Annotated in this window: 22 protein-coding genes; 6 read left to right on the forward strand and 16 right to left on the reverse strand. The window is 44.6% G+C overall.

Annotation, left to right across the window (positions count from 1 at the left end; all coding sequences use genetic code 11):
- Positions 1–22 precede the first annotated feature (22 nt).
- The 4 genes from MHM99_RS00720 to arfB all read right to left on the reverse strand — a co-directional run bounded on the left by MHM99_RS00720 (position 23) and on the right by arfB (position 3,703).
- On the reverse strand, positions 23–1,042 hold the full coding sequence (locus MHM99_RS00720) for an outer membrane beta-barrel protein (RefSeq protein ID WP_156087173.1): 1,020 nt from the start codon (positions 1,040–1,042) through the stop codon (positions 23–25).
- A 249-nt stretch (positions 1,043–1,291) separates the two neighbouring features.
- Entirely contained in the window at positions 1,292–2,359 is a 1,068-nt protein-coding gene (locus MHM99_RS00725) for a hypothetical protein (RefSeq protein ID WP_239217727.1), read from the reverse strand.
- A gap of 123 nt (positions 2,360–2,482) precedes the next feature.
- The gene (locus tag MHM99_RS00730) at positions 2,483–3,160 is read right to left on the reverse strand and encodes a hypothetical protein (RefSeq protein WP_039229119.1); all 678 of its coding nucleotides are present in this window, start codon (positions 3,158–3,160) and stop codon (positions 2,483–2,485) included.
- A 126-nt stretch (positions 3,161–3,286) separates the two neighbouring features.
- The gene (gene arfB, locus MHM99_RS00735; protein ID WP_014951185.1) at positions 3,287–3,703 is read right to left on the reverse strand and encodes an alternative ribosome rescue aminoacyl-tRNA hydrolase ArfB; all 417 of its coding nucleotides are present in this window, start codon (positions 3,701–3,703) and stop codon (positions 3,287–3,289) included.
- Positions 3,704–3,849: 146 nt separating this feature from the next.
- Here arfB and MHM99_RS00740 point away from each other — a divergent pair, with 146 nt between their 5' ends.
- Complete coding sequence (locus MHM99_RS00740; protein ID WP_061096124.1) at positions 3,850–4,779, forward strand: alpha/beta hydrolase; 930 nt, start codon at positions 3,850–3,852, stop codon at positions 4,777–4,779.
- Positions 4,780–4,788: 9 nt separating this feature from the next.
- Here MHM99_RS00740 and MHM99_RS00745 read toward each other — a convergent pair whose 3' ends face one another.
- The 4 genes from MHM99_RS00745 to MHM99_RS00760 all read right to left on the reverse strand — a co-directional run bounded on the left by MHM99_RS00745 (position 4,789) and on the right by MHM99_RS00760 (position 6,714).
- The gene (locus MHM99_RS00745; protein ID WP_239217729.1) at positions 4,789–5,223 is read right to left on the reverse strand and encodes a hypothetical protein; all 435 of its coding nucleotides are present in this window, start codon (positions 5,221–5,223) and stop codon (positions 4,789–4,791) included.
- Between the two features lie 73 nt (positions 5,224–5,296).
- The gene (locus MHM99_RS00750) at positions 5,297–5,743 is read right to left on the reverse strand and encodes a hypothetical protein (protein WP_014951188.1); all 447 of its coding nucleotides are present in this window, start codon (positions 5,741–5,743) and stop codon (positions 5,297–5,299) included.
- Between the two features lie 130 nt (positions 5,744–5,873).
- Positions 5,874–6,437: a CBS domain-containing protein gene (locus MHM99_RS00755; RefSeq protein ID WP_014951189.1), complete on the reverse strand. Its 564-nt coding sequence runs from the start codon at positions 6,435–6,437 to the stop codon at positions 5,874–5,876.
- A gap of 43 nt (positions 6,438–6,480) precedes the next feature.
- On the reverse strand, positions 6,481–6,714 hold the full coding sequence (locus MHM99_RS00760; protein WP_014977718.1) for a hypothetical protein: 234 nt from the start codon (positions 6,712–6,714) through the stop codon (positions 6,481–6,483).
- A 460-nt stretch (positions 6,715–7,174) separates the two neighbouring features.
- Between MHM99_RS00760 and MHM99_RS00765 the strand changes: the two genes are divergently transcribed.
- Both MHM99_RS00765 and MHM99_RS00770 read left to right on the forward strand, forming a co-directional pair.
- On the forward strand, positions 7,175–7,702 hold the full coding sequence (locus tag MHM99_RS00765) for a cytochrome b (RefSeq protein ID WP_239217731.1): 528 nt from the start codon (positions 7,175–7,177) through the stop codon (positions 7,700–7,702).
- 22 nt (positions 7,703–7,724) lie between these two features.
- The gene (locus MHM99_RS00770; RefSeq protein WP_014951192.1) at positions 7,725–8,291 is read left to right on the forward strand and encodes a YceI family protein; all 567 of its coding nucleotides are present in this window, start codon (positions 7,725–7,727) and stop codon (positions 8,289–8,291) included.
- A 76-nt stretch (positions 8,292–8,367) separates the two neighbouring features.
- Here MHM99_RS00770 and MHM99_RS00775 read toward each other — a convergent pair whose 3' ends face one another.
- Positions 8,368–9,660 (reverse strand): NAD(P)/FAD-dependent oxidoreductase, encoded by a 1,293-nt coding sequence (locus MHM99_RS00775; protein WP_039233728.1) that lies wholly within the window; start codon positions 9,658–9,660, stop codon positions 8,368–8,370.
- A 185-nt stretch (positions 9,661–9,845) separates the two neighbouring features.
- On the reverse strand, positions 9,846–11,915 hold the full coding sequence (locus MHM99_RS00780; RefSeq protein WP_239217733.1) for a TonB-dependent receptor: 2,070 nt from the start codon (positions 11,913–11,915) through the stop codon (positions 9,846–9,848).
- Positions 11,916–12,231: 316 nt separating this feature from the next.
- Between MHM99_RS00780 and MHM99_RS00785 the strand changes: the two genes are divergently transcribed.
- Positions 12,232–12,675: a DUF2721 domain-containing protein gene (locus MHM99_RS00785; protein ID WP_014951195.1), complete on the forward strand. Its 444-nt coding sequence runs from the start codon at positions 12,232–12,234 to the stop codon at positions 12,673–12,675.
- Positions 12,676–12,869: 194 nt separating this feature from the next.
- On the opposite strand, the gene MHM99_RS00790 is transcribed toward MHM99_RS00785, so the two are convergent.
- Complete coding sequence (locus tag MHM99_RS00790; RefSeq protein WP_014951196.1) at positions 12,870–13,880, reverse strand: 5'-methylthioadenosine/S-adenosylhomocysteine nucleosidase; 1,011 nt, start codon at positions 13,878–13,880, stop codon at positions 12,870–12,872.
- A gap of 314 nt (positions 13,881–14,194) precedes the next feature.
- Between MHM99_RS00790 and MHM99_RS00795 the strand changes: the two genes are divergently transcribed.
- Positions 14,195–15,079, forward strand: coding sequence for a LysR family transcriptional regulator (locus tag MHM99_RS00795; protein ID WP_239217735.1), 885 nt, complete (start codon positions 14,195–14,197; stop codon positions 15,077–15,079).
- 127 nt (positions 15,080–15,206) lie between these two features.
- On the opposite strand, the gene MHM99_RS00800 is transcribed toward MHM99_RS00795, so the two are convergent.
- Entirely contained in the window at positions 15,207–16,565 is a 1,359-nt protein-coding gene (locus MHM99_RS00800; protein WP_049585748.1) for an outer membrane protein transport protein, read from the reverse strand.
- Between the two features lie 375 nt (positions 16,566–16,940).
- Here MHM99_RS00800 and MHM99_RS00805 point away from each other — a divergent pair, with 375 nt between their 5' ends.
- Positions 16,941–17,939, forward strand: coding sequence for an NADP-dependent oxidoreductase (locus MHM99_RS00805; protein ID WP_239217737.1), 999 nt, complete (start codon positions 16,941–16,943; stop codon positions 17,937–17,939).
- A gap of 23 nt (positions 17,940–17,962) precedes the next feature.
- Here the strand turns inward: MHM99_RS00805 and MHM99_RS00810 are convergent, their stop codons facing one another.
- From MHM99_RS00810 to MHM99_RS00825, 4 genes are all read right to left on the reverse strand, one after another.
- Positions 17,963–19,039: a GGDEF domain-containing protein gene (locus tag MHM99_RS00810; RefSeq protein WP_239217739.1), complete on the reverse strand. Its 1,077-nt coding sequence runs from the start codon at positions 19,037–19,039 to the stop codon at positions 17,963–17,965.
- A 104-nt stretch (positions 19,040–19,143) separates the two neighbouring features.
- Positions 19,144–21,069: an ATP-binding protein gene (locus tag MHM99_RS00815; RefSeq protein WP_239217741.1), complete on the reverse strand. Its 1,926-nt coding sequence runs from the start codon at positions 21,067–21,069 to the stop codon at positions 19,144–19,146.
- Positions 21,070–21,088: 19 nt separating this feature from the next.
- Positions 21,089–22,111 (reverse strand): ABC transporter substrate binding protein, encoded by a 1,023-nt coding sequence (locus MHM99_RS00820; protein WP_014980639.1) that lies wholly within the window; start codon positions 22,109–22,111, stop codon positions 21,089–21,091.
- A gap of 124 nt (positions 22,112–22,235) precedes the next feature.
- On the reverse strand, positions 22,236–23,222 hold the full coding sequence (locus MHM99_RS00825) for an LLM class flavin-dependent oxidoreductase (protein ID WP_239217743.1): 987 nt from the start codon (positions 23,220–23,222) through the stop codon (positions 22,236–22,238).
- Between the last annotated feature and the right edge of the window lie 91 nt (positions 23,223–23,313).

A 23,313-nucleotide genomic window follows, 5' to 3' on the forward strand; every position in this document is an offset into this window, starting at 1 on the left:
ATAGAATTTATATTAACGCCCACTAAAAATGAACGTTAATGCCTAACTCAGCAATGGTTTCTTGATAATTTGCGCCATCGACACTAGAAGCAAAGTCTCCATATTGCGTAGACAGTTTAATATCAACATTGTTGTGAATGGCGTAATCGGCACTCATCTCAACAACGTGTCTGTCGTCTTCCCTGCCTATACCTCCATCTTGTTCTGAGGCGTAATCTCTTACATCTAATTGATAGGCAACCGTAAGCTTCAAGGGTTTACTAAACACCGCTAGAGGATAGGTGTACGCTAGATCCATCCCAATACTGGTGTAATCGAACACATTATTTTGGGCATCTTCATTTTGATACTTAAGTGCGATTTGGAAGAAGTCTTCCCCTTCGAAGAAGTAAAATAGGTCACTGCGCACAGCAGCTGCTTCACTATCTCGAATTGGCGCACCTTCAGGCGTGTTCTCGAATTGTTTATCGATAAGGTCGCTACTAACACGCAAGTAAGTGCGCTGCCCCAACAATTTTCCGACAGATAATCCAGACTGTTGATAGGTGAGGAAGTCACGCCCGTCTAGCTCAGCGCTAGCGTGATAGTAGTGCGCTCCTAGTTTGGCGAAGTCAAACGCATAGCTGGTGCTAGCGGACAGTGTGGTAAGGCCAAGATCGAACTCGCTTAGCGTTTGATAGTTGGTATTCGCCTGACTTACCGACAGTACATTTTCCCATTTCGCTGTGGGCTTCACCAGCACCTTTAGCTGAGCTTCTGACTGTACCGCGTCGTCGGCCACATCTGAATTCGTATCGAGCTCGCTAACGCTCACATTGCTATCAGAGCGGTACCCTAAATAGCCAGACCCTGAGAATGAAATCGTTTGGTGTTTTGCGTTTGTATGATTCGCATCTTCATCATTGTGCGAGTGACTGTCAGAGCCCGCATTAGCAGCGCTACTACCGAGTAAAACAGCTGCCACGGACGGCAATAGGCATTTGCGGCCGCCACGAATAAGGTTGTTTGTTGTTGATGAGTGTTGAAGTATTTGCGTATTCATTGTTGTTACCTACCACAGAGAAAGTGAAACTTAGCGATTGCTGTTTTTAAGGAGAGACGTGAGATTTGACTTGAGGTGCTCGCTTTAAGGAATGCACGATAGCGAGGCAGTGTATTCGCACCTGCAGCCTAGACCTTAAATAGCGGCTTGCCTTTCTATTTAGACAAGCCGCACTCAGACTTTAAGGTGGCTATTTAACGTGCTAGCTCAAGATTGCTCTACGCCCACCTAATGGTTTAGGCCTTTATATTAAAGGCCAAGCGCACCTGAAATACTTGAAGCTACGTTGTCGTTTACAGTGCTTGTTACGGCGCTTTCAACCGAACTCGCCACGGTATTATTTACGGTGCTTGCTACGGTGCTATCCACCGTATTTGCTACCGTGCCTTCTACCGTGCCTTCTACCGTACCTTCTACCGTATTTCCTACCGTATTTCCTACCGTATTTCCTACCGTATTTGCGACTGTTGCTGACACAGTTTGCTCGACTGTATTTGAAACTGCGCCTTCTACAGAGCTATCCACCGTAGTTGCTACCGTGCCTTCTACCGTGCTTTCTACCGTGCCTTCTACCGTATCTCCTACCGTGTCAGTAATTGTTCCTTCGACAGCGGTGCCAACCATTCCGGTTACAGAACTGGTCACTGAGCTTGCTACGGTGCTGGCTGCTGTATTGGCTACGCCGCCGTTTACCGCACTTTCGATGGTGCCTGCAGCCGTGTTCGATAAGGTACTACCTGCTGCTGTTTCTGCAGTATTGTTTAGTGCACCACTTACACTGCCAGCTAGCGAACCTCCTGCGGTATTTTCCGCGCCATTGTTTGCTAGTGAACCGATTTGGTTCAATGCCAAGCTTGGCGCTGTCTGCGCTGTACTTTCTGCTTCACTTTCTGCTCCATCGACTTGTTCTGCATTTCCAGACGCTGATGACAGTACAGATAATGACCCAGATACACTACTTGTCAGTGCGCCTGCCACTGGCGAAGTTATCGAGTTCGCCTTATCTGATGTTGCAGAAACTTGACTCACTCCCTGATCGGCAGATAGATCGTTGCTTGTTTGGTTTGCGGATAATTGTAAACCGGTATCGGCTGAGCTCTCGGTGGACATTTGGCTCTGCGTAGATGCTTCGCCTTCGGCAGAAGTCTGCGTATTAACCTGATTTGCAGACTGTGTAGTTGCACCGCTTGTTAGTGAAAGTGATGTAGAAGTCGACGCATTAGCTGATGTGTTAGCAGAGAACGTGGTTTCTTGAGCCAACACAGACGTTGACGCGATACCTAAAGCCAGTGCAATTGCAGTATTTAACTTTTTCATCCGTTTATCTCCGTTTTTCATAAAGGACACTGAGATAACGATTGAAGAAAAGTTTTTATTCCGCACTGAGTTTGATTTTTTTAAAAGAATTAAAAAAGCCCTGTAAAAACAGGGCTTTTCGAACTATTTTTCTGAAGCAGTCATGCTCTTTTCCCACCAGGGAAGTGAAAAATCTATATTATCTGGGTCGTAAGTTTTGGCATATTTCATTTTAACTGAACTCCAAAACGCAGCTTTGAAAGCAGGGTCGTAAATAACAAACTCACCCTTTTCGCGATACTGTTCAAACAGTTTTTGATAAGCTCCTACTGGTGTTAACGGGTTATCCTGTTGAAAAACCACATCTCCGCCGTACGCTTCGTAAAGGGCTTTCGATACTTTCCAGCTTTTTGCCATGCCTTCCGCCATTGCCAAACGATAACGCTCTAGCTCTTCATCTTGATAGGCGCCATCGCTGTCCAAATCAACGGTCCATAATTTTATTACAGAATACGCAGATTGAATTTCGCTTTCATTTGGCTCTATCGCATTTTTATCGGCAAAATCTGAAAGAACAGACTCGGTAATTTTATTACCAAGTGCACGCTGAGCTAAAATAGCTCGTACTTCTTTCTCAGACTTGTCAGTTAAAATAGACTGAAAACGGTCAACATCAGCCTGTGAAGGCTGTAGTTCAGTATTAGAAATAGATTTGTTGAACAAACGAGCAATAATCTCGTTTGCGGCTTGCGGTGTATTAATCCCAAGCGAAACCACTATGGCTGCAAATAACACCATAGGAATAACGTTCGAACGCGTCACTTTGTATGCTTCCCTAAGTTCCAATAATTAGCATAAGCACAAGACACATTCATTTATTATTGTAAGAATTTTCCGTTGTCTTGCGAAATGACATCTATAAGGCTTTATACTTTAGATTAGTTTTGTTTAAAATTCCACTTTCTTACGCATAGATTTTTTAGCACCTTGTTGTTTTTTTACATCTACACGACGTGCTTTTGCCGCACGGCTCACCTTTGTTTTTATGCGCGGTTTTTGTTCAATTGTCGCAGCCTTTATCCACGCAACAAGTCGCGCTAGCGCATCTTCTCTGTTTTGTTCTTGCGTTCGATAATTTTGCGCTTTAAGCACAAAAACACCGTCGTTGGTTACGCGACTATCTTTAAGCTGAAGTAGCTTTTCTTTCAGCTTTTCAGGCAGCGATGATCCATTTATGTCGAAGCGTAAATGTATGGCGCTACTTACTTTGTTCACATTCTGCCCACCGCTACCTTGTGCTCGAATAGCTTGCAATTCAGCTTCGCTTTCATCTATCGCGATAGAAGGGGTTATTATTAATTCCATCTCAAATCCTAATACGTCATGGCGTAACCACGTTAACGTTGCAGCACTAGCGGCTCTACATCTATAGGTCACTATCACTACTGCTTACTTGACCATTTTTGCGTTAACCGATAGGTTGTTTTTTATCCTTATTTTGGACATAAAACATGATCATCGCATTGCTCATCATTATTTGTATCGTTGTAGCGCTTATTTGGTTTACCGCCAAAATGGACAGCAATATCGAAGCTTCATTCACACCATCAGGAAAACTTACGCCTGTTGATGGTGGAATTATTCACTGGCAAAAGCAAGGAAACGGTCCGGCGCTTGTGCTGATTCATGGTTTACTTGGCAATAGTAACAATTTTAGCGAATTAGCAAAAACCCTCGCTTCCCGCTACACGGTCTATACCATTGATCGTCCAGGCAGCGGATTTTCGAGCCGCTATAAAAGCACATCCGCCAGCTTCGAACAGCAAAGTAAAATGATACTCGAGTGGATGCAAAAAGAGGGAATAGGTAGTGCGAGCATCGCTGGGCATTCAATGGGAGGAGGAATTGCACTGAGGATGGCAATCGATGCACCTGACAAAATAAAATCGGTTTCGCTTCTATGCCCGTTAACTACACCACTAAAAGGTGGTGCCGGGCCTCTTTCGGTGCTTTACATACCCAATGAATGGGTACGCAGCAGTGTTGCAAAAACCATTGCCAGTCCACTGCGTGCAAAGTTAGGTCGAAAACAAGTCGCACAAATTTTTCACCCCGAACCTGTCCCCCCGTCCTTTTCAACTGAAGGCGGTGGTTTATTAGCGCTTCACTCTCGAAGCTTTTATGAAGGTAGCAGAGATACAGTATCTGCGCAGGGCAGTCTGCACCGTCAGCAAACTCGTTATGAAGATATTCAATGCCCTGTTGGGGTATTGTATGGTGAAAAAGATACTATCTTGAGGCCCGACGAGCACATCACCGCGGTAACAAAGGCAATAGGAAGTGCGGTACACAAAATTATTTCTGGCGCTGGCCACATGATCCCCGTTACTCAGGTGCAAGCGTGCGCAGACTTTATAATATCGATTGACGAAAGCGCTTAAGTAAGTGGCTTAGTGAAGCCTTGCACCTGTCTTTTCAACGTGCTCTTTATGAGAAAACTCAACAACGGCGAGTGTGCGCTCTCGACCATAAGTCGACTGCTTCAGTTTGCGAAGCTGATCGGCGACTCTCTCAATGCCGTCATACGCTTTGCACATTTCAAAAGGGGTCGCGCCCAGCGTTATATTGTAACTGCTAAACCACGCCTTCATTTGCTCACTGTCCCCATCTGACAATGAAATGAGTAAATGATACATACGAATAAAAGCGAGCTGCTTTCTGTACTCTGATGTGCCACTCTCAAACCCAAGTAGCGTAGTCTGCGCCAAAGAAGATGGAGAAATATCCAATATTTCAGAAGCTTGCTTGATATTTAAACCCAGTTCCTGGTATGCCCAAGTGAAGGCTTTCGTAACAACGCTGGTAGGAAATAGTGATCTATTCATAATATCGCCTCGTTTCATCGAACAATGTTATACAGATGTTATGAAACGTTGCGAAATGCGTACCAAGTTTTATCTACAGCTTCATTGCTACTTTCTCACGATGCAAATCGATGCCATCTTTATCGACGGAAAATCCTTTTGAAGACAACCAATCAACAGCATCTTCTATGGAATCCACAAAAATATAATCAATATTGGTATCGCGATACACGCGTTTAAGTTGCGCCTGCGTGGTTGCTCGAACGCTTGACTCTCCCATCACTAATGCCACATGAGTGAGCCCTATGGGATTTACCGAAGCCACACGTTCGTGAAGCAGCGCTTCAGCATCAGGAATGAGTAGTGATTCGCCAACAACACTAACAATATCGCACCAAGCTTTCCCATGTAAGCACTCGGAAAGCGTGCGATACTCACTGGCAAAGCTATTTACACACTCTCTGTTCCACGGCCCATAAGCTTGCGTTAGCACCGCATCACCACAGCGTGTAATAATAAATTCACCATGAGCATACTGCATATAACCACCTAACTACTTCGATAAAATATTAAGCTAGCAAATACCGTTAAGGCGATATATGCCTTTGACTACGAGTTGTTTTGAAACAACACGTAGTCAAAGTATGGTTCAGTATTGAGAAAATTGAAAATTAAGCGGCAAGAATGTTGATCAGCTCAGCAAACGTAGGGCGGCCCTGTATATCAAGCGGCAAACGCAGCTCTCTAGCAATGTCACTCACGCTGATTACGCCACGAATTTCATGGCTGTCTCTGTCCATGACAAGGCAATGGTGCTGCCCGTAGTCTTTGAGTGTTTCTATCACGTCGCCCACTGATGAACGTATTAGCTCACTGAAATCAAACGACATGAGCGAGGTTTTAGGACGCATGAAATCATGAACAGTGAGCTCTTCTCGCTTAATCTTAAGCTCGCTCACACGCTGAATGATTTGCTGTTCACCGACATCGTGACTGGTCACAATACCAATGAAACGGTTCTCACTGTTTACCACCAGCATCATACGCACATGAGACTGACGCATAATCGACTCTATTTTCGTTGCTGGAGTTCGAGCATCAATAACGTGTGGTAAGTGCTGCTTAAAGTCAGTGAAGACCGCCATAGCAGATGATTTTACAGTAATAGTGTTTTCAACAACCGGCCATGCCAATGTATCGATAGCTTCGGTTTTATATAGATTTAAGGCGTGCATACCTTTCTCCTAATCAAAAATAAAAAATTCAGTTTTTTAATGATTAAGTGAAAGAAGGTGGCCCTCGAATGATGTTATCGCGCTGCCTAGTAAAGGCTTTTGCATCAATCGTTTTTCCAGCCGAAAACCGGTATTTTTCCAAGCCGCTGGTGATGTCGACAAACGAAATGCCATCATCAATGTCGTCGTCAGATACTTCAAAAGCGGAGCTTTCCCATTCGCTAATGAGGGTTGAGAGCGTATTTGCACTGTTCGACTGCCCCGCAATATTTTGCACACTTCTTCCCTCTCCCAATACGGAGACGGATACTAGTGATGAAAATAACGCTGGCAGAATAACGGCCAACAAAACGTACGAAACGCGCAAAGCGTACAACCTCTACTGAACTAAACAACATTGAAGCAAAGCAGCCACTTTTGTTACTGCCTATTTAAACTATAAGAGTATTTAGCGCGTTTAATAGAGGTGTTTAGCGCATTTTATCGACCATTAAACGACATGTCTTAGAAAACTAGCCGTGTCGCGACTCAGGTTTGGTGGGTTATTTTCTGTACATTCGTTCTAAAAACAAGAACGAACACTCCCATTAAATGTGATGTTTAGCCAACGTAATTAGAAATACACTAGATTCAATTGATGCATGAGGTGTTTTTTCAGCGGTCATTTAGCGTTTGAGATAACGCATTAACTGAAGGTCTAAACAACCTGATTGCAAGTAAGTAATAACGGAAGTGATATGAAATCAAGATGGTCCAGACCTATAGTTATTTTGCATTGGATATCTGCCATTGCCATTGTCGGCATGTTTGCTTCAGGGCTGTGGATGGTCGACCTCACATATTACAGCGACTGGTATAAGACGGCACCGCATTGGCACAAGAGTGTTGGATTAATTTTGCTTGCCATCACTGTTATTCGCTTAGTCACGCGCTTTGTTACTTCACGGCCGCCGTCACATGGCACCCCGTTAGAAAAAAGGTTAAGTCGCATAGGTCATGGGCTTCTGTACACCTTGATTATCATGCTATTCGCGAGCGGCTATTTAATTTCAACGGCCGATGGAAGAAGCATCGACGTATTTAATTGGTTTTCTGTACCTGCAATGGGCGAGTTCTTTGAAAATCAAGAAGACATTGCAGGAGAGGCCCATTTTTATATTGCGTGGTCAGTGATTGTATTAGCAATCATTCACGCGCTGGCTGCGCTGAAACACCACTTTATTAGTAACGATGACACACTGAAGCAGATGTTACGGCTTCGATGATATTGAGGAAAAAGGAGAAATGATGAAGAAGTTAACACTTGCCTTGGCCGCTGCGCTGTCTTTAAGCACCGCTAACGCCGCAGATTATGTGATTGATAGCAAAGGCGCCCACGCGTCTATCAACTTTAAAATTCAACACTTGGGCTACTCGTGGCTTACTGGTCGCTTCAACGATTTTAAAGGTACTTTTAGTTACGACGACGCAGCACCTAGTGCAGCAAAAATTATGGTGACTATCGATACCGACAGTATCGACTCAAACCACGCAGAGCGTGACAAGCACCTTAAGAGCGACGATTTCTTAAACGTTGACGACTTTCCAGAGGCGAAGTTTGTCAGCACAAAAATTGTCGATAAAGGCAATGGCATGATGGATGTAATGGGTGACTTCACGCTTCATGGTGTAACAAAGCCTATTACAATTGAAGCCAAAAAGATTGGCGAAGGCAAAGACCCATGGGGCGGCTATCGTGCAGGCTTTATGGGCACAACGACGATTGCACTTAAAGATTATGGCATCGACTATGATTTAGGCCCAGCGTCGCAAACGGTAGAATTAGAGCTTCACGTTGAAGGCGTGAAACAATAGCTATTTACATTTAGTCCCAGCGAACTAAATTTATGATTTAAGAAAGCCCCAAACATGGGGCTTTTTTTACATGTGGTTAGTGAAGCTTCAGCTTAGGGCTGATGGCCTGACTTAACTTCTTCACAAGGAGCTTTAGAGCACCTTTAATTTTTCCGTGTACTGCAAACTGGTGCATATTATACAAAGAAACGTAAACCAACTTAGCTAGACGCCCTTCAATGAACATACTGCTGTTTGACAGTGAGCCCATTAAGCTTCCAACAGTGCTGTATTTACTTAAGTGAACCAAGGATCCATAGTCCTTGTAAGTAAAATCTTTCGTGTCTTTTTGAGTAAATAGCGACGTTATATTATGCGCAACAATATCCGCCATTTGGTGGGCAGACTGCGCTCGAGGCGGCACCCACTTCCCATTTTCCTGCTGGAAACCACAGCAATCGCCTAACACCCAAATATTCTTATGAGATGAACTGCGAAGCTGCTTATCAACAAGAATTTGATTAGCTCTGTTCGTTTCAAAAAGCGCAAGCTTTGTTATGAAGTCCGGTGCTTTCACCCCCGCAGCCCACACCATTAAATCAGCGTCAATCCGACCACCGTCTTTTGTGATCAGCCCTTTCGCGTCGGCTTCTGCCACCATGGTTTGCTCTTTAATGTCTACGCCCAACTTATGCAGCGCTTTTCTTGCAGAGTTTGCTATACGCTCAGGTAGCGCAGGCAATATACGCTCTCCCGCTTCTACGATCGTAATCTTAAGACGAGAAGCTGACATGTCTGGCATTCCGTACGCCTTGGACAAATTCGCCACATGGTGAAGTTGAGCGGCTAGCTCAGTACCTGTTGCTCCTGCCCCGACAATAGCGACATCAATTCTGGCGTCTTTATCTTCTTGCTGATTGATGCGGATTAGTTGATTAAGAAGCGCTCTGTGAAAACGTTCAGCTTGCTTTAACGAGTCAAGAAAGTAGCAATGCTCAGCAACGCCAGGTGTGCCAAAGTCGTTACTCACGCTGCCAACCGCCAGCACTAACTGGTCATAATGAATCTCGCGTTCAGGCAAAACCTGAGTCCCTTCTTCATCGATTAAAGGCGACAAGGTTATGGTTTGCGCTTGCGCGTTAAGCGAGCACATTTCACCTAATTGAAAGCGGTAGTGGTGAGCTGCAGCGTGGATGGCGTAGTCCACACCGTCTGAATGCTTATCAATTACACCGGCGGCCACTTCGTGTAATAGCGGCTTCCAGATATGGGTTCGACTGCGATCGACGAGGGTAATTTCGGCTTGTTTCTTTCTCCCGAGGGTGCGGCTTAAGCGACTGGCTAATTCAAGACCACCAGCACCGCCACCAACAATTACTATTTTTTGCATGGGTATACCTATTAACAATCATTCCACGTATGTCGCCTGACCTTTCCAAGCGCTATACATGGCGTGACTGAGACCCATGCTGATGCCTACAGACTACGCCTGATGCCGCTGCGGTACAAGCAAATCACGGCAATAGTCTGTATTTTCAAGATTAATAATTATCTATTACAGCTGCTTATTTGAAGCTATAACGTGAACGATGCCGTTATCATGAAGTTTCGAGGCCGCCCAGGAAAATATCGAGGGCCTGTGAAGCTAGTAAAATCGGCGCGTTCAGCGTAGTCCGTATCAAATACATTGTTAACCCGCGCATACAATGTAACGTCTTCGTTCACGCTGTAGCGTACACGCGCATGTACCAAGTCATGCCCCTCGTACTCGTTGAGATTTTCAGCGTCGGTGAAATAGCTCGAAACATGCTGCCACTCTAGTTGCGTTTGTACTTTGCTCGACATCTCAAAGCTTAAACGAGCGTTAAACTGAAGCTTTGGCGCAGTATCAATATCATTACCTTTAATGTCTTGTTCACCTGAGAGCTGACTGTGCTCGTAGGTATGCCTTGCGTATGTACCAGCAAAATCTAAGTGCAGTATATCGCTTAACGGTTGGTCAAAAGTAAGTTCTACGCCTCTATGCCACGTTTCGCCGTTGCTTACGTTGAAAAAGTCGCTGTCGCGGTAAATCACATTATCTTTTTGTAGGCTGTAAAGGCTAAGCGTATAGCTGCCGTCAAATAGTGTACCTGAAACGCCCATCTCGATATTATCGGCCGTTACCGAGTCAAGATCAGTAACAGTCTGTGCACGCTGCAAACGATACAGCTCTGTTGCCTGAGGCGCGCGATAGCCTCTTGCGATGCCGCCAAATAACTGTGTTTGAGGATTAAGTTGATAACGAAGTGAAAACTTCGGACTAAAGTTATTAAAATCATTTTCGCTGTCTGCTGGTCTGGAATATCTGCAGCCGCCAAAACCGCACTGTGTGCCATCCTCGCGTACACGACCAACATTCATATTGTTGGTGTAGTCGTATTGCATAGACTCAAAGCGCCCGCCGACAGAAATAGCCCAATGCTCAGCTTGCCAATTAAAGGTAAAGAAAGGCGCAAATAGCGTGGCATCTACATCATAATCATAGTGTTTACCTGCAGGAATGGTTTCAACCAAAAAGGCTGACCCTTCTGTGGCGCTGTCTTGTGACTGGGTTAATTCACCTTCGGTGTATTCTACGTCTAGCCCTATATCCGTATTTAAGTTGTCATTGAAGACGTAATTGAACTGAGACAGCACACCAACGCCTTTTTGGGCATTCGTTTCAAGGGGTTTGCCTGGAAGAAAATGCATTCTAAAACGCATGTCCTGGTTGCGTAAGTAAGGTGTAATCGACAGTGCATGACCACCGCTAAAGCTTGTATCGAACTTGCTCCATAGCCTAAAACTTTCTGCTTTTCGAAACGCTTCGGGGTTTGAGTTGCTTTTGGCTATTTGTGTATTTTTGTAGCTTTCAAACCCTTCGATGTAGCCGGCAGTTTCTTGGTCCAGATGGGTATAGGTAAGGCCGCTCGTGATAACCGAGTTATCCCACTCTAGCCTGTGGCGAAGCGAGACTTTCTCTTGGTCAACGCCCTCTTCATTTCGATATCCTGTATCTCTGGTAACACTGGCAGCAATACCCACGCCGCTGCGACCAAAGTCTTTCCCTTCTTTAAGCTTTACGCGATGAAACCCATAAGACCCGTAATCAACGCTAACCTCCCCGTCGCCTTGGGTTGTGTCAGGGGTAATCACATTAATCACACCATGTATCGCATTAGAGCCATAAAGCGCTGACGCAGGGCCTTTTATCACGTCAATACGCTGTGCAATTTCACCGTGTGCTTCAAACAGCTCGTTAATATTGCAAAAACCTGCTGCGCGCAACGCAATACCATCTTCTGCAGCTAAAATTCCGCCGCACGCGCCAGCGCCGGTTAACACTGGCGAACGAAGGGCAGGTAAATACTCTTGCCCATTGCCCCGCTGTACGCCGGCACCCGCAATGTAATTCAGCGACTCTTGGATATGTTGAAATGAAAGCAGCGAAAGCGTTTCTTCTGAAATAGACGACACTGCATAACCGGAAGCATTCATATTTCCCTGTATACGAGAAGACGTGGTTTCAATTCTTTCTATTTCATTGGTTTGTTGAGCGATGGCTGCATGCGATAGCAGAGACACAGCTAGCAACGACAGAGGAAAGCTTGGGGCAAAGCGCATTATCTATCCTTATGATGACAAAATGTTTTTTTAGCAACTGATGCTAGTGTATCGTTAATTTAGGCAAGAATGGGTTAAAACTCGCTAAACTGTTGCGGCATTTTGACCATTACGTCATATCTCTGATTTAAGCGTTGGCGTAGACTTTGCAGTTCGCAGACTTTACTGTCACAACATAAGTCTTAGTTTTATACACTATTTCTAATTTACGTGTATCTAACGCATATAGACTGGCAGTACGTTAGTAGATTCAGCAATGGGTCAATCACTCTTTGCCTGAATTAAGAACATAAAACTTTGTTCGCTGGAGGAACCATTGGACACACTTATTCCTAGTCTTTCACAGCTTATCGAATTCGCTGTTGCCCCCGTATTTTTACTTACCGGTATTGCGGGCTTCCTCAATGTTATGTCGTCTCGGCTGGGCCGAATATCCGACAGGGTGAGGGTGGCAGAAAGACAGATTCATACCCTTTCAGATCCGCATATTGTCGATCGCTCAAAAAAAGAAATTAAGGTGCTATGGCGCAGGGTAAAAGTGATTAACTGGGCGATTGGGCTATGTGTCGCCGCTGGACTGATGGTGTGTACCGTCATTATGGCGCTGTTTTCTGGGTCGCTATGGGTTGTCGATTTAAAAACACCAGTCATCGTATTGTTCATACTGGCTATGATGTTTCTAATCAGTGCGCTCATTGTTTTTCTGGTTGAAGTAAAACTTGCGACAAATACCATAAATATGGTCAGAACCATCCGCTAGCCACGTATCGACAACAGCTTGCTCGCTGGCGTTCAGTTGATAGCGTTAGAAGCACCTAAGAAAGGCGGATAGCGCGTACTGTTTACCTTCTCTATCCGCCTACTTATTTTTAGGCTGTCGCGATTGGCTTAGTTTTGAAACTAACATTCATATGCAAAGAAGCAACGTTGCCTCAATGTTTGCCATACTATCGACTACTCGTCCTCAGCGAGTGTATCTAATACAGAAAACAGAACGTTAGCGCCAATTCGCGACACTTCATCGTCGTACTTGTTCTCTACGTTAACGCCTTCTTGACCGCCAGCCAAATCACTAATAGCTCGAACAATAATCCAGTCAACGTCGTTAACGGTACATACTTGACCTATTGCGGCTGACTCCATCTCAGTTACTTCGGCATTGAACACGTCTCTTGTCCACTTTCTATACTCGCGGTTATCCATAAAGACAGACCCAGTAATACCATTTCCGCCTACAAAGAGCTCGGCATCCCGCTCACCAAGCACGCGCTGCGTTGGCATAGTGCTCATAGCTTGTTTCGCCGCAGTTAAAAGACGCGGTGTCGCGCTGAAATAGGCGGTATCTTGTGGTTTATCCATCCCCTCTTTCACAATAAGCACTTCGTCAGGATGAATGAAGTGAAAGGGCTTATATTTTGGTGTGTGAGGATCTTTAGCGCGGCGTTCATCTTGCTCTTCAATGAACTTTGCATAATATTCAGGCAGTATGTATTCCCCCGGAGCATTCGGATCTTCATTGGTGTACACACTCTCATCATGGTAGTACCAACGCGCCGGAACAATGACGTCACCCGGTTGCCATTTTGGGTTAACCGCTCCCGCAATCCCCATGTAAACCACTTGCTTAACCGGAAAGTAATCCAACGCCATCTGCATAGTCATAGCAGCGTTTGCAATGCTCATTCCAGTAGCGAATATTAATATTGGCTCGTCGTGATAGGTACCTATGCGATACGTAACGCCTTTGATGGTTGTGGTTGTGTGAATGGATGCATTGGGATCTTGCTCAATACGATTAAGGATACCCTGCATTTCGGGTGCGTAGGCTACGGTAACAGCAGTAAACGCAGGCTGTGAGAACGCGGCGGGCCCGTATGAAGCGCCATCGGACGTTTTAGTAGAAGTACAACCGCCCATCCACGAGGTGGAGAGCAGAACAATAATCATCAAAGTAAACTGTTTCATTCGCGATTCTCAGCTGCATAGTTAGTGAATAGTTAAACTAGCACTTTAACCGGGCAAAGAAACGCTGGATTTCAATAATTTACCATTTAAAAACATAAAGAAAACATCTTTAAAACAAGGCGAGCTCCAAAATTAATTTTAGCTACAAATGCGAAGAGAATGCATAACTTTCCAATGTAAGCATTGCGTAAAGACCTGCTTCAAAAGCGTTCATCAACGTTAAAATACGGTAGAATTCGACTATTTCCGTCGTTAATTTGCTACAAATGAACAGTCAAAATACTGCGGCCAATAAAAAGGATTAACTAAGCGCCATGAATACTAAATTACTTCGCTCTCTTCAGGTTTTTGTTGCAGTAACCGATAGCGGCAGCATGAGTGTAGCTGCGAGAGAGCTGCACATGACTGTCTCTGCTATTAGTCAGCAGTTAAGAAAGCTAGAACACGATATCGGCCTTAGCCTTTTTAACCGAAATACCCGAAGTTTGAGCCTAACGGAAGCAGGGCGCATCTATTACGAAACCAGTAAGCAAATGCTACAAAACGCAGAACTTGCCCAGCAAAAAATTGAAAGTCTGCAGGATGATCCCACAGGTAAAATAAACATCATCGCGCCGGAGGGTTTTGGCGGAGGACTGTTAAGCGAGCCACTGAAAAAGCTTTGTGAAGAATTTCCTAAAATAACTATTTCTTTAACCGTAACTGACGAGCCTAAAGACATTATCGCTTCCAGTGCCGATCTTGTTCTTTGCTTCGCCCCAGTATCAGATACAAATTTCAGCAGTTTGGTACTCGCGACCTGGAAGCGCATTTTATGTGTCTCTGCAGACCATCCACTTGCAAACGAAACTCTGACTTCGCCTGAAGCGCTTAACGCGCATACATACATTGCTCACAGACATATTGAAGAATACGTCATGAAGCACGAAAGCGAAGGCGAGTATGAATTGGATACACAACGCATTGATGTCAACTCAATGCAGACATTGATTAAACTTACTCAAGATAGTGTTGGCTATGCGGTTCTTCCCGAACCAGAAGTGAGACATCTATTAAAGTTTGGTGAAATGAAGCAGCTCTTCACTGACTGGGAGTTACCAGATTATACGGTTTATGCGGTTACACCGAAAAGGGAGCTAATGCCTGCAAAAATCGGCGCAGCAATTACATGTCTTCAAGATTTATTTGCGCAAATTTAGTCGTTAAACAGCGCACAAGAACCCCATCGCACATAAAAAATGCGACGTTATACCAGTGTGCATAGGTCATTACCAAAAAGGCAGCGTAAATACGCTGCCTTTCTTATTTAACTTGGCTTCTTTGAAATTAGAAACGAGTGTTCATTTGAACACTTAGAATGTGCGCAGTAGCTGACTGTGTGCCTGAGAAGTTAGTGGTAAAGTCAGTACCAGGAAGAACATTGCTTAGAATCGTTCTATCTTTGTCGATATTCGCTTCACGGCCATCTATGAATACGTAAGCCACGTCTATTGATGTATCTTCGCTAACCGTGTAAGTCATACCACCAGAGAACCAATGACGGTCTGTATCTGGGATACTTAGTGAGCGGTTTTCTACCGATACCACACCGTCATCATAAGCATAGCCAGCACGAAGGGTAATTTCATCGTTTAGGATGTAAGTTACACCAAGCGCTGCACGCCATGAGTCGTCGAAATTCTCTTCTTTAATTAGGAAATCGATGCCGTCTTCTAGGTTAGCTTCAAGCTTCTCAAACGTACTCCAGTCAGTGAAAGTAACACTTGCTTGTACAGACCACTGATTGTCAATTTTTTGATCAATCGCTAGCTCTGTAATCGCAGCAAGGTTCAAATCTAGACTACCAGGCTGGTTTAAGTTGATAGGAAACACTGGCGTCTCTGAAGATACCGCGCCTTCAAGTTCTAGTTTCGTTTCTGCACGGTATGAAAGCGCAACATTAGTCATATCAGTTGGTTGCCAGAAAATACCAGCGTTCCAACCATAGCCCCAATCGTCACCTTCCATGCTAAACAGTGAATTGCCAGGAGTAAGCGTAGGCAATGTAATACCTAATGCTTCTGCTGTTGGCGCTAGGCCTGCAACAGTGCCCGCTAGCGTGTTTGATACACCAGAACCAATTTCAGCTTCAGCGTAAGTGATGTTTAAACCAAAACCTACCATAAGCTGCTTATTCACTTTATAAGATACAGCAGGGTTTAGGGTAACCGTTTTTACTTCAGCTGTGTCAGCAAAATGCAGCGCACCAAAATCATCAGAGTAATCTGAACGAAGACCGTAGGTTGTGAATACACCTACACCAGCAGATAGCTTTTCATTAATTGGGCTTACATAAAAGAATCCTGGAACAAAAGCAGTATCTGCAATGTTGTCTTCTGCTGCTGGCATAGGTTGGCCAACTGGGGCTTCGCCTAACGCATAGCTAACAACACCATCGATATCTACGTTCGGATCGATAAAGCTTACTGATGCACTGAACTCAGCTTCTTTAAATACACCAATCGCTGCAGGGTTAGTTGCTAAAATGGAGGCATTCTCTGGCTTAGCCGCTTGACCAGCCATGGCACGGCCTAGACCGTTTGCACTGTGTTCATTAACTTGGAAACCAGCTGCCAGCGCAGAAGAAGAGGCTAAGGTAGCAAGCGCTAAGCAAACTGAGGCACGTAAAGAAAACTGTTGCTTCATAAGATACTCATTGTAAAAGGGGAAAATTGCATCGGGCATTCTACGGATCTGAGTACTTTTGTTCAATGCAAGTAAACGCCATTTACGCACTTTTATCGCATTTTTTACAATTATGGCTACAACTTCGACGTATTTATAAGCAACCTTGATAAAACAGAGTTAACTAAAGATCTCAATATTGTTAACACCATTTTAATTAACTATCACTAACACCTATTGGAAATGCAAAAAGGTTTCACTCAAATTTATAAATAGGTTGTGTTTATGTCTATAACCCCCACCCTATTTTAAACAGCGCAGATGTAACCGTGTTTAGCGATGCACTTTTACATTCGATAAAACGTCGACCATTTGTGCTTGTAACAGGAGGACACCATGTCAACATACAAAGCTATTACACTCGTTAATCGCCCCCATGACAGAAAAATTGGGCCACATTTATTTGAAAGCAAAGAGCTCGAAATTCCCACGCCTAAAGACGGTCAAATTTTGATAAAGCAAACTCACATGTCTTTAGACCCTGCGATGTTAGGTTGGATGAGTGAAGACAGAGAGAGCTATATTCCACCTGTGAAGCTTGGCGATGTAATGCGCTCAAGCGGTGTGGGCGAAGTGGTTGAGTCTAACAACCCTAATTTTTCGGTTGGCGACAAAGTTATGGGAATGACTGGCTGGAGTGAATATGTGCTCAGCGACGGTTCTGGTTTTAACAAACTTCAGCCTGGCATTACTGAGGAAATGGCCCTTTGTGTTTTTGCACTACCAGGCCTAACGGCCACAACAGGTTTATATAACTTTGGCGAGCCCAAAGAAGGTGAGACACTTATTGTTACGGGCGCAGCAGGTTCTGTAGGCTCAATTGTAGGTCAGCTTGCTAAAGCAGACGGCCTGCGTGTAATTGGCGTAGTAGGAAGCGAAGATAAAGCCGATTGGATAGTTAACGAGCTTGGGTTTGATGGGGCTATAAACTACAAAACCGACAATTTAGAAGAAAAGTTAGCCGAACTAACACCAAATAAAATAGACGTCTTCTTTGAAAATACGGGCGGTCCTATTCAGCAGCACATTTTTAACAGAATGAATGCCCATGGCCGAATTGTGGTATGTGGAATGATTGCCGATTACCAGTCTGAAAAGCCGTCACCGGGCCCGAACTGGATCCCGCTGATTAAAAAGCGAATTAACATTCGCGGTTTTGCTATGCCTGATCACTGGGGTGAAATTCCACAACTACTGCAAAAGCTTTCGCCTTATGTCCAACAAGGTAAAATCAAGTACCGTGCACACACTGTGGAAGGCTTAGAGAACGCCGAGATGGGCCTAAATATGCTGTTTGAAGGCAAGAACACCGGCAAGATGATTGTGAAGCTGTAAGCCAATCGTGAAAAAGCGCAGTGTTATTCTAAGCACTGCGCCTGATTTAATACAAACTGGGCTTTGCCTTTTTCTTTTGCTTCGTAAAGTGCTTTATCTGCTTCGTCAATAAGGTAATCAATTGACATATTCTCGGCCGACTTGGCAAACACCACACCAATGGAACAACTCATTAAAGGATGCTTTGCATCTTGTGCATGTTCTAATGCTGCTTCTGTCCACTTATTCAAAAGTGCATCACAGTGCTTCTCAACTTGTTCTTTCTGAATGTCGCTCAATACAACGATAAACTCTTCGCCACCGTACCGACCTAATATGTCTGTCTCTCGCTTAAAGACCTGCTTCATAATGCGGGCTTGTATTTTTATGGCTTCATCACCCTGCTGATGACCAAAACAGTCGTTATATTTTTTAAAATCATCTAAGTCGAGCATCATCACAGCCATCGACACTTTATGACGCTTACTCAACGCCAACAGTTTTTCACTCTGCTCTCGTAACGCACGCCGATTCAATAAATCAGATAAGGGGTCAAATTTGCTAAGTTTAAGTAGCCTGTCATTGGTTTCTTTTAACATGCGTACGCTGCGATCTAACCGATAACGGGCATAGACACAAATAAACAAAGACCCAGATACAAATGCCATTGAGATTGGAACTCTGTCACCATAAACCGGCGCAACCCACATTAACCCCAAGAAACCCAGAATATTGATGACGTTGGCTGCTAGCGCTAATTTAAAGGCAATGCCCAGCGCAAACACACAGAAGAAAGCATATAAAATGGTGCCCTCGTAGGGGAAAATGAAGCTATGCTCTTCCCAGCAAACCCATATTAACCAGTAGTTACTGTAAGAAAGCGCAATAAGTAACCCTGCGAAAATATTGGCTCGAAGCTGTATGAATCTGCGCCAGAAGGAGAGTACAACAACGACGAGTATAATAGGGAATTGAAGAAGTAAGCGATCGAATATGTACAACTCGTACATGTTGCTTGGTAGTAGCATCAAGTCAGCAGCCATAAAGGCAAGCACAAGTACAGTACCAATGATCAGCGCAATTCTCAGCCGAAGTAGCTCGCGGGTTTTATTGATTTGCACACGCCACCTTAAGCAATAAGTTACTGTTAAAGCATCTATATATTAGCCCATGTTGAAATCCCCCACGGGCTCTTACAACTTCAAATTACTGAAGCTATATCTCGTTAACTATTATCAGTGACTTCTTGATTAAGCGCCAGTTTTGACAAACTTTCTTGCAGTGCCTCAACGGTGACAGGTTTGGTAACGATGTCGTCCATCCCCGCTTCTTTAAATGACACGTGACGCTCTTTGAATGCTTCGGCGGTAAGCCCGATAACTGGGGTTTTGCTAAGCTCTCCATCAAGCTTTCGAATGCGTTTTGTCGCTTCAATGCCGTCCATCACTGGCATGTGCACATCCATGAAAACAACATCTATACCGCCCTCTTCAACTCGTGCAGCGGCTTTCAATCCATTATCAACGTGCTCAACATCACATTTCAGCTGTTCAAAGAGTGCCTGTGCTACCACAGCATTAATGGCATTATCTTCAGCCAACAGAACTTTAATACCTTCTGGTAAGCTAGCGCGCTCTGCTTGTCGCGCGGAATCTGAATCGGCCGACGACTCCACCCTGCGACGACTCTGCACGTTGGCGGTAACGGTAAAACATGAACCTTCACCTACTTTGCTCACCACCTTAATATCACCACCTAATATTTGTGCAAGCTGCTTTGCAATAGCAAGACCTAGCCCAGTGCCACCGTATTTACGCGTAATTGATGAATCGGACTGCGTAAACTTATCAAAAATATGCTCGAGCCTGTCTGGCTCAATACCAATACCGGTATCTTTAACCGCAATTACCAAATGGTTCTCGCTCACGGTATCCTGTGAAGGCTGTTTGAGTTTGGCGGAAATAGTCACAGTGCCCTTATGAGTAAACTTAATTGCATTACTCACCAAGTTAATGATTATCTGGCGTAACTTCGTAATATCACTGGTTACTGCCACCGATTCCATGTTCTTACTTTTGTAAACCAAACGCGTACTATTGGCGCTAGCATTGGTACCCAGTAGCGTAATAAGGTCATTCAGCATTGCGTCAAGATCGAACTCTGTAACGTCAACCTCTGACATACCTGATTCAATTTTTGAGAGATCCAGAACATCGTTGATAACGGTCGCTAGAATAGACGCCGATGATTTCAAATCACTGGCATACTGATGCTGCTTATCCGACAGTTGCGTATCAAGAAGTAGCGTTGCTAATCCCTGAATACCGTTCAGTGGGGTGCGAATTTCGTGACTCATTACCGCAAGAAAATCCGTTTTTGCGCGGTTTGCTTGCTGAGCTTGAGCAACGTATTGCTCTATTTCACCAGACATTGCCTCAACGTCTCGCGCTAAACTACCTAACTCGTCGTTCTGCTGTAAGCCTATACTGACCTTCTTATGGTCAACCGCAATGCGACTTGCTGCTGATTTTATTTTTTCGATAGGAGAAACAACAAACACCTGTGTGACTCTTCCCATAAGCAAACTGACAATAACGACAGCAAATAGCGTCACTAATGACGTTAGCCACGCAATAGTAGATAGGGAAGATTGCAGTGCGTCAGCAGGCTGCAATACGGTAACTTTCCAATTCCATGGCGCAAATTCCGCACACGCAAATAACACGTCAGCATCGTTAATATTCGACTCACCAAAGGCGACCTTACGACTGGCAATGGTTGCGATTGTCGCATCTTCGACATTAGGAACCACAGTGTGCTCCATCGTACTAAACACCACAGTATCAGCACTCTTGTCACTGATCGCAAAGTGGCGGTCGGTGGCTTGCTGCAACGACTTTAGCTCTTCAAACACTTCCTTTTGATAGGCCTCGCGAAACACAGGCACATTCTCTAGGCCCGACTCAATAAGCAGTTCACGTCTTTCGTCAATGATCTCTAAAACGTTTAATGTAAGCGTCTGAGTGAGGAGCTGATATTCTCTTTCGCGTACTGAATCGTACGCCGTCAAATAAGCCCAATACCCTGTAAGTGCCATACCAATTAATAAAATTGGAATGTAGATAACCAGCAGTTTCGATTTAATCCGCATACTTACTTCTAATTAGGCCTTATTGATACACATGTTTTTTCGACAGCTTCAAGTAATTTGAAGGAATGGGTAACTGCAGTTTGATTGCTGTAGACACATTTACCGCTACAGTGTACGTATCCATTTTATCAACGGGAATGTCCCTCGCCGATTTTTTCTCAAGAATTAGCTTGGCTTTTCTTGCAGCTGATTTGCCAATACTCGCTGGCTCAGATACTACGCCAAGAAGCGCACCTTCTTTCACAGAGGAAATGCTTTCTGCAAATAAAGGAAGCAGTCCCGTAGCTTCTTTTACCTTTGTTACTAAGCCATTCGATTCCGCGAGCGGCCCAGATGAAAGCCAGTAACCATCCAGCTCGTTTGTTTTTTGCTGCAAGCTGTTGATGATGCTGTCAGTCATTTCAACCAGTCCATCATCTCCTTCTATATACGGTGTACTAACAGCAACAAGATTTATGTTCTCGTAGTCACCATTCAGTGCCAGAAGTTGATTAACCAAGTTACTTGACGATGGGTATGTAGAATGGACTAGACCGATGGTAAAAAGCGATGAGGGCTTAGACGCTCTGAGCACGCCCTCTAACATATCTAGCTTTACCTTTGCGTCTAGCACGTGTGACTCGCCCGTCATGTTGCGTTCACTAACCGCACCAATAGCAGAAACTATTCCTTCTTCAACCGGTGCTGAGACCGCCATAAACAGCTTAGGTACATCAACAAACGCTTCAGACGCATTCAGCGCTCTGGTGGCAAGGGTCGCCACCGATACAATAAGGTCAGGCGCTGGGTTTTGTGCAAGCTCGGTAAGTATCTCCTTAGCACGAACTTCAGAGCCTTCGGCGTTATACGATGTTACGTTAATCTCGTGATCGGGCATAATCCGCGCAAGTTCCTTTTCGAACTCGGCCCGCGAATCAGCGACAATTGGAACAGGCAGTGTTTCAAGAACAATTAGGTCCAGGGTTTCTTTCGCAAAAGCAGCACTAGCGCCCCACATCAAAGATGATAAAGCTAAAAGAAGGGAAAACCAGACCTTTGTCATGACTGTGAACCTAACACAACTAACTGAAAATACGCACATATAGACGTATCATAAAGTTATTCGAAGGTCATTCATAGTGGAAGTTATAACCAAATATTCAATACTGGGAATAGCTTTCTTAAAACTAAGATGCGATTTCCGCAAATGCGTTAACACTAAACAGGCGCGCTTCTATATCGTAAATCGGCATCGACACGATAATTTCATCAACATCCGTCGCTTCAACAAACTGAGCTAGCTTGTTTTGCACCGTCTCTTTCGAACCTACCAACGCATACCTCAATACATTCGATAACATTGCTTCGTCAGTCGCCGTACAATATTCGTCAAAGTTAGGCATAGGCTTAGCGAAAGGCCGATTAAGACCACGTCGCATGTTCATAAATTGCTGCTTCACTGACGTGAATAGGAGTTCAGCCTCTTCATCGGTTTCAGCAATCACCACCATCACACCAGCCATCGCTTTTGGCGCTGATAACTGAGGCGACGATTTGAACATATTGCGGTACACATGAAGCGCATCGAACAGCGCATCGGGCGCAAAATGCGAGGCGAACGAATATGGCAGCCCCATTTTTGCCGCCACTTGGGCACTGTATAAGCTAGAGCCAAGCAACCACAGTGGGACATGAGTATTTGCCCCAGGTACTGCGACAATTGGCTGCCCGTCTTGCGGTGTACCCAAGTAGTGCTGAAGTTCTTGAATATCTTCTGGGTAACTGTCTACATCGCTTTGCAAATTGCGACGAAGCGCGCGTGCGGTTGCCATATCAGTGCCTGGTGCACGACCGAGTCCAAGCTCTATGCGATTGGGAAATAATTCAGCCAAGGTGCCAAACTGTTCAGCAATGACCAAAGGTGCATGGTTTGGCAGCATAATACCGCCCGCACCCACTTTAATAGTCGAGGTAGCATTAGCAATGTGCGTTAACACTACTGAGGTGGCAGAACTGGCAACACCACGCATGCCGTGATGCTCGGCTAACCACACACGTTCATAGCCGCAGCGCTCAGCTTCCACAGCCATTAACTTTGAATTGTTTAACGCGTCTTTTACGCCAAAACCTTCAGATATTGGCGCTAAATCTAGCAGTGAGTATGGGATAGCCATATTGCCTCGCAATGTTGAAACCTGTTATGACTTATAGTTATGACCTTACTCCTCGTTTTACAACTGCCTTACCTAACAAAGTAAGACGGAT

The organism is Alteromonas sp. MmMcT2-2, from assembly GCF_022348305.1.
GTDB classification, from domain to species: Bacteria; Pseudomonadota; Gammaproteobacteria; order Enterobacterales; family Alteromonadaceae; genus Alteromonas; species Alteromonas macleodii.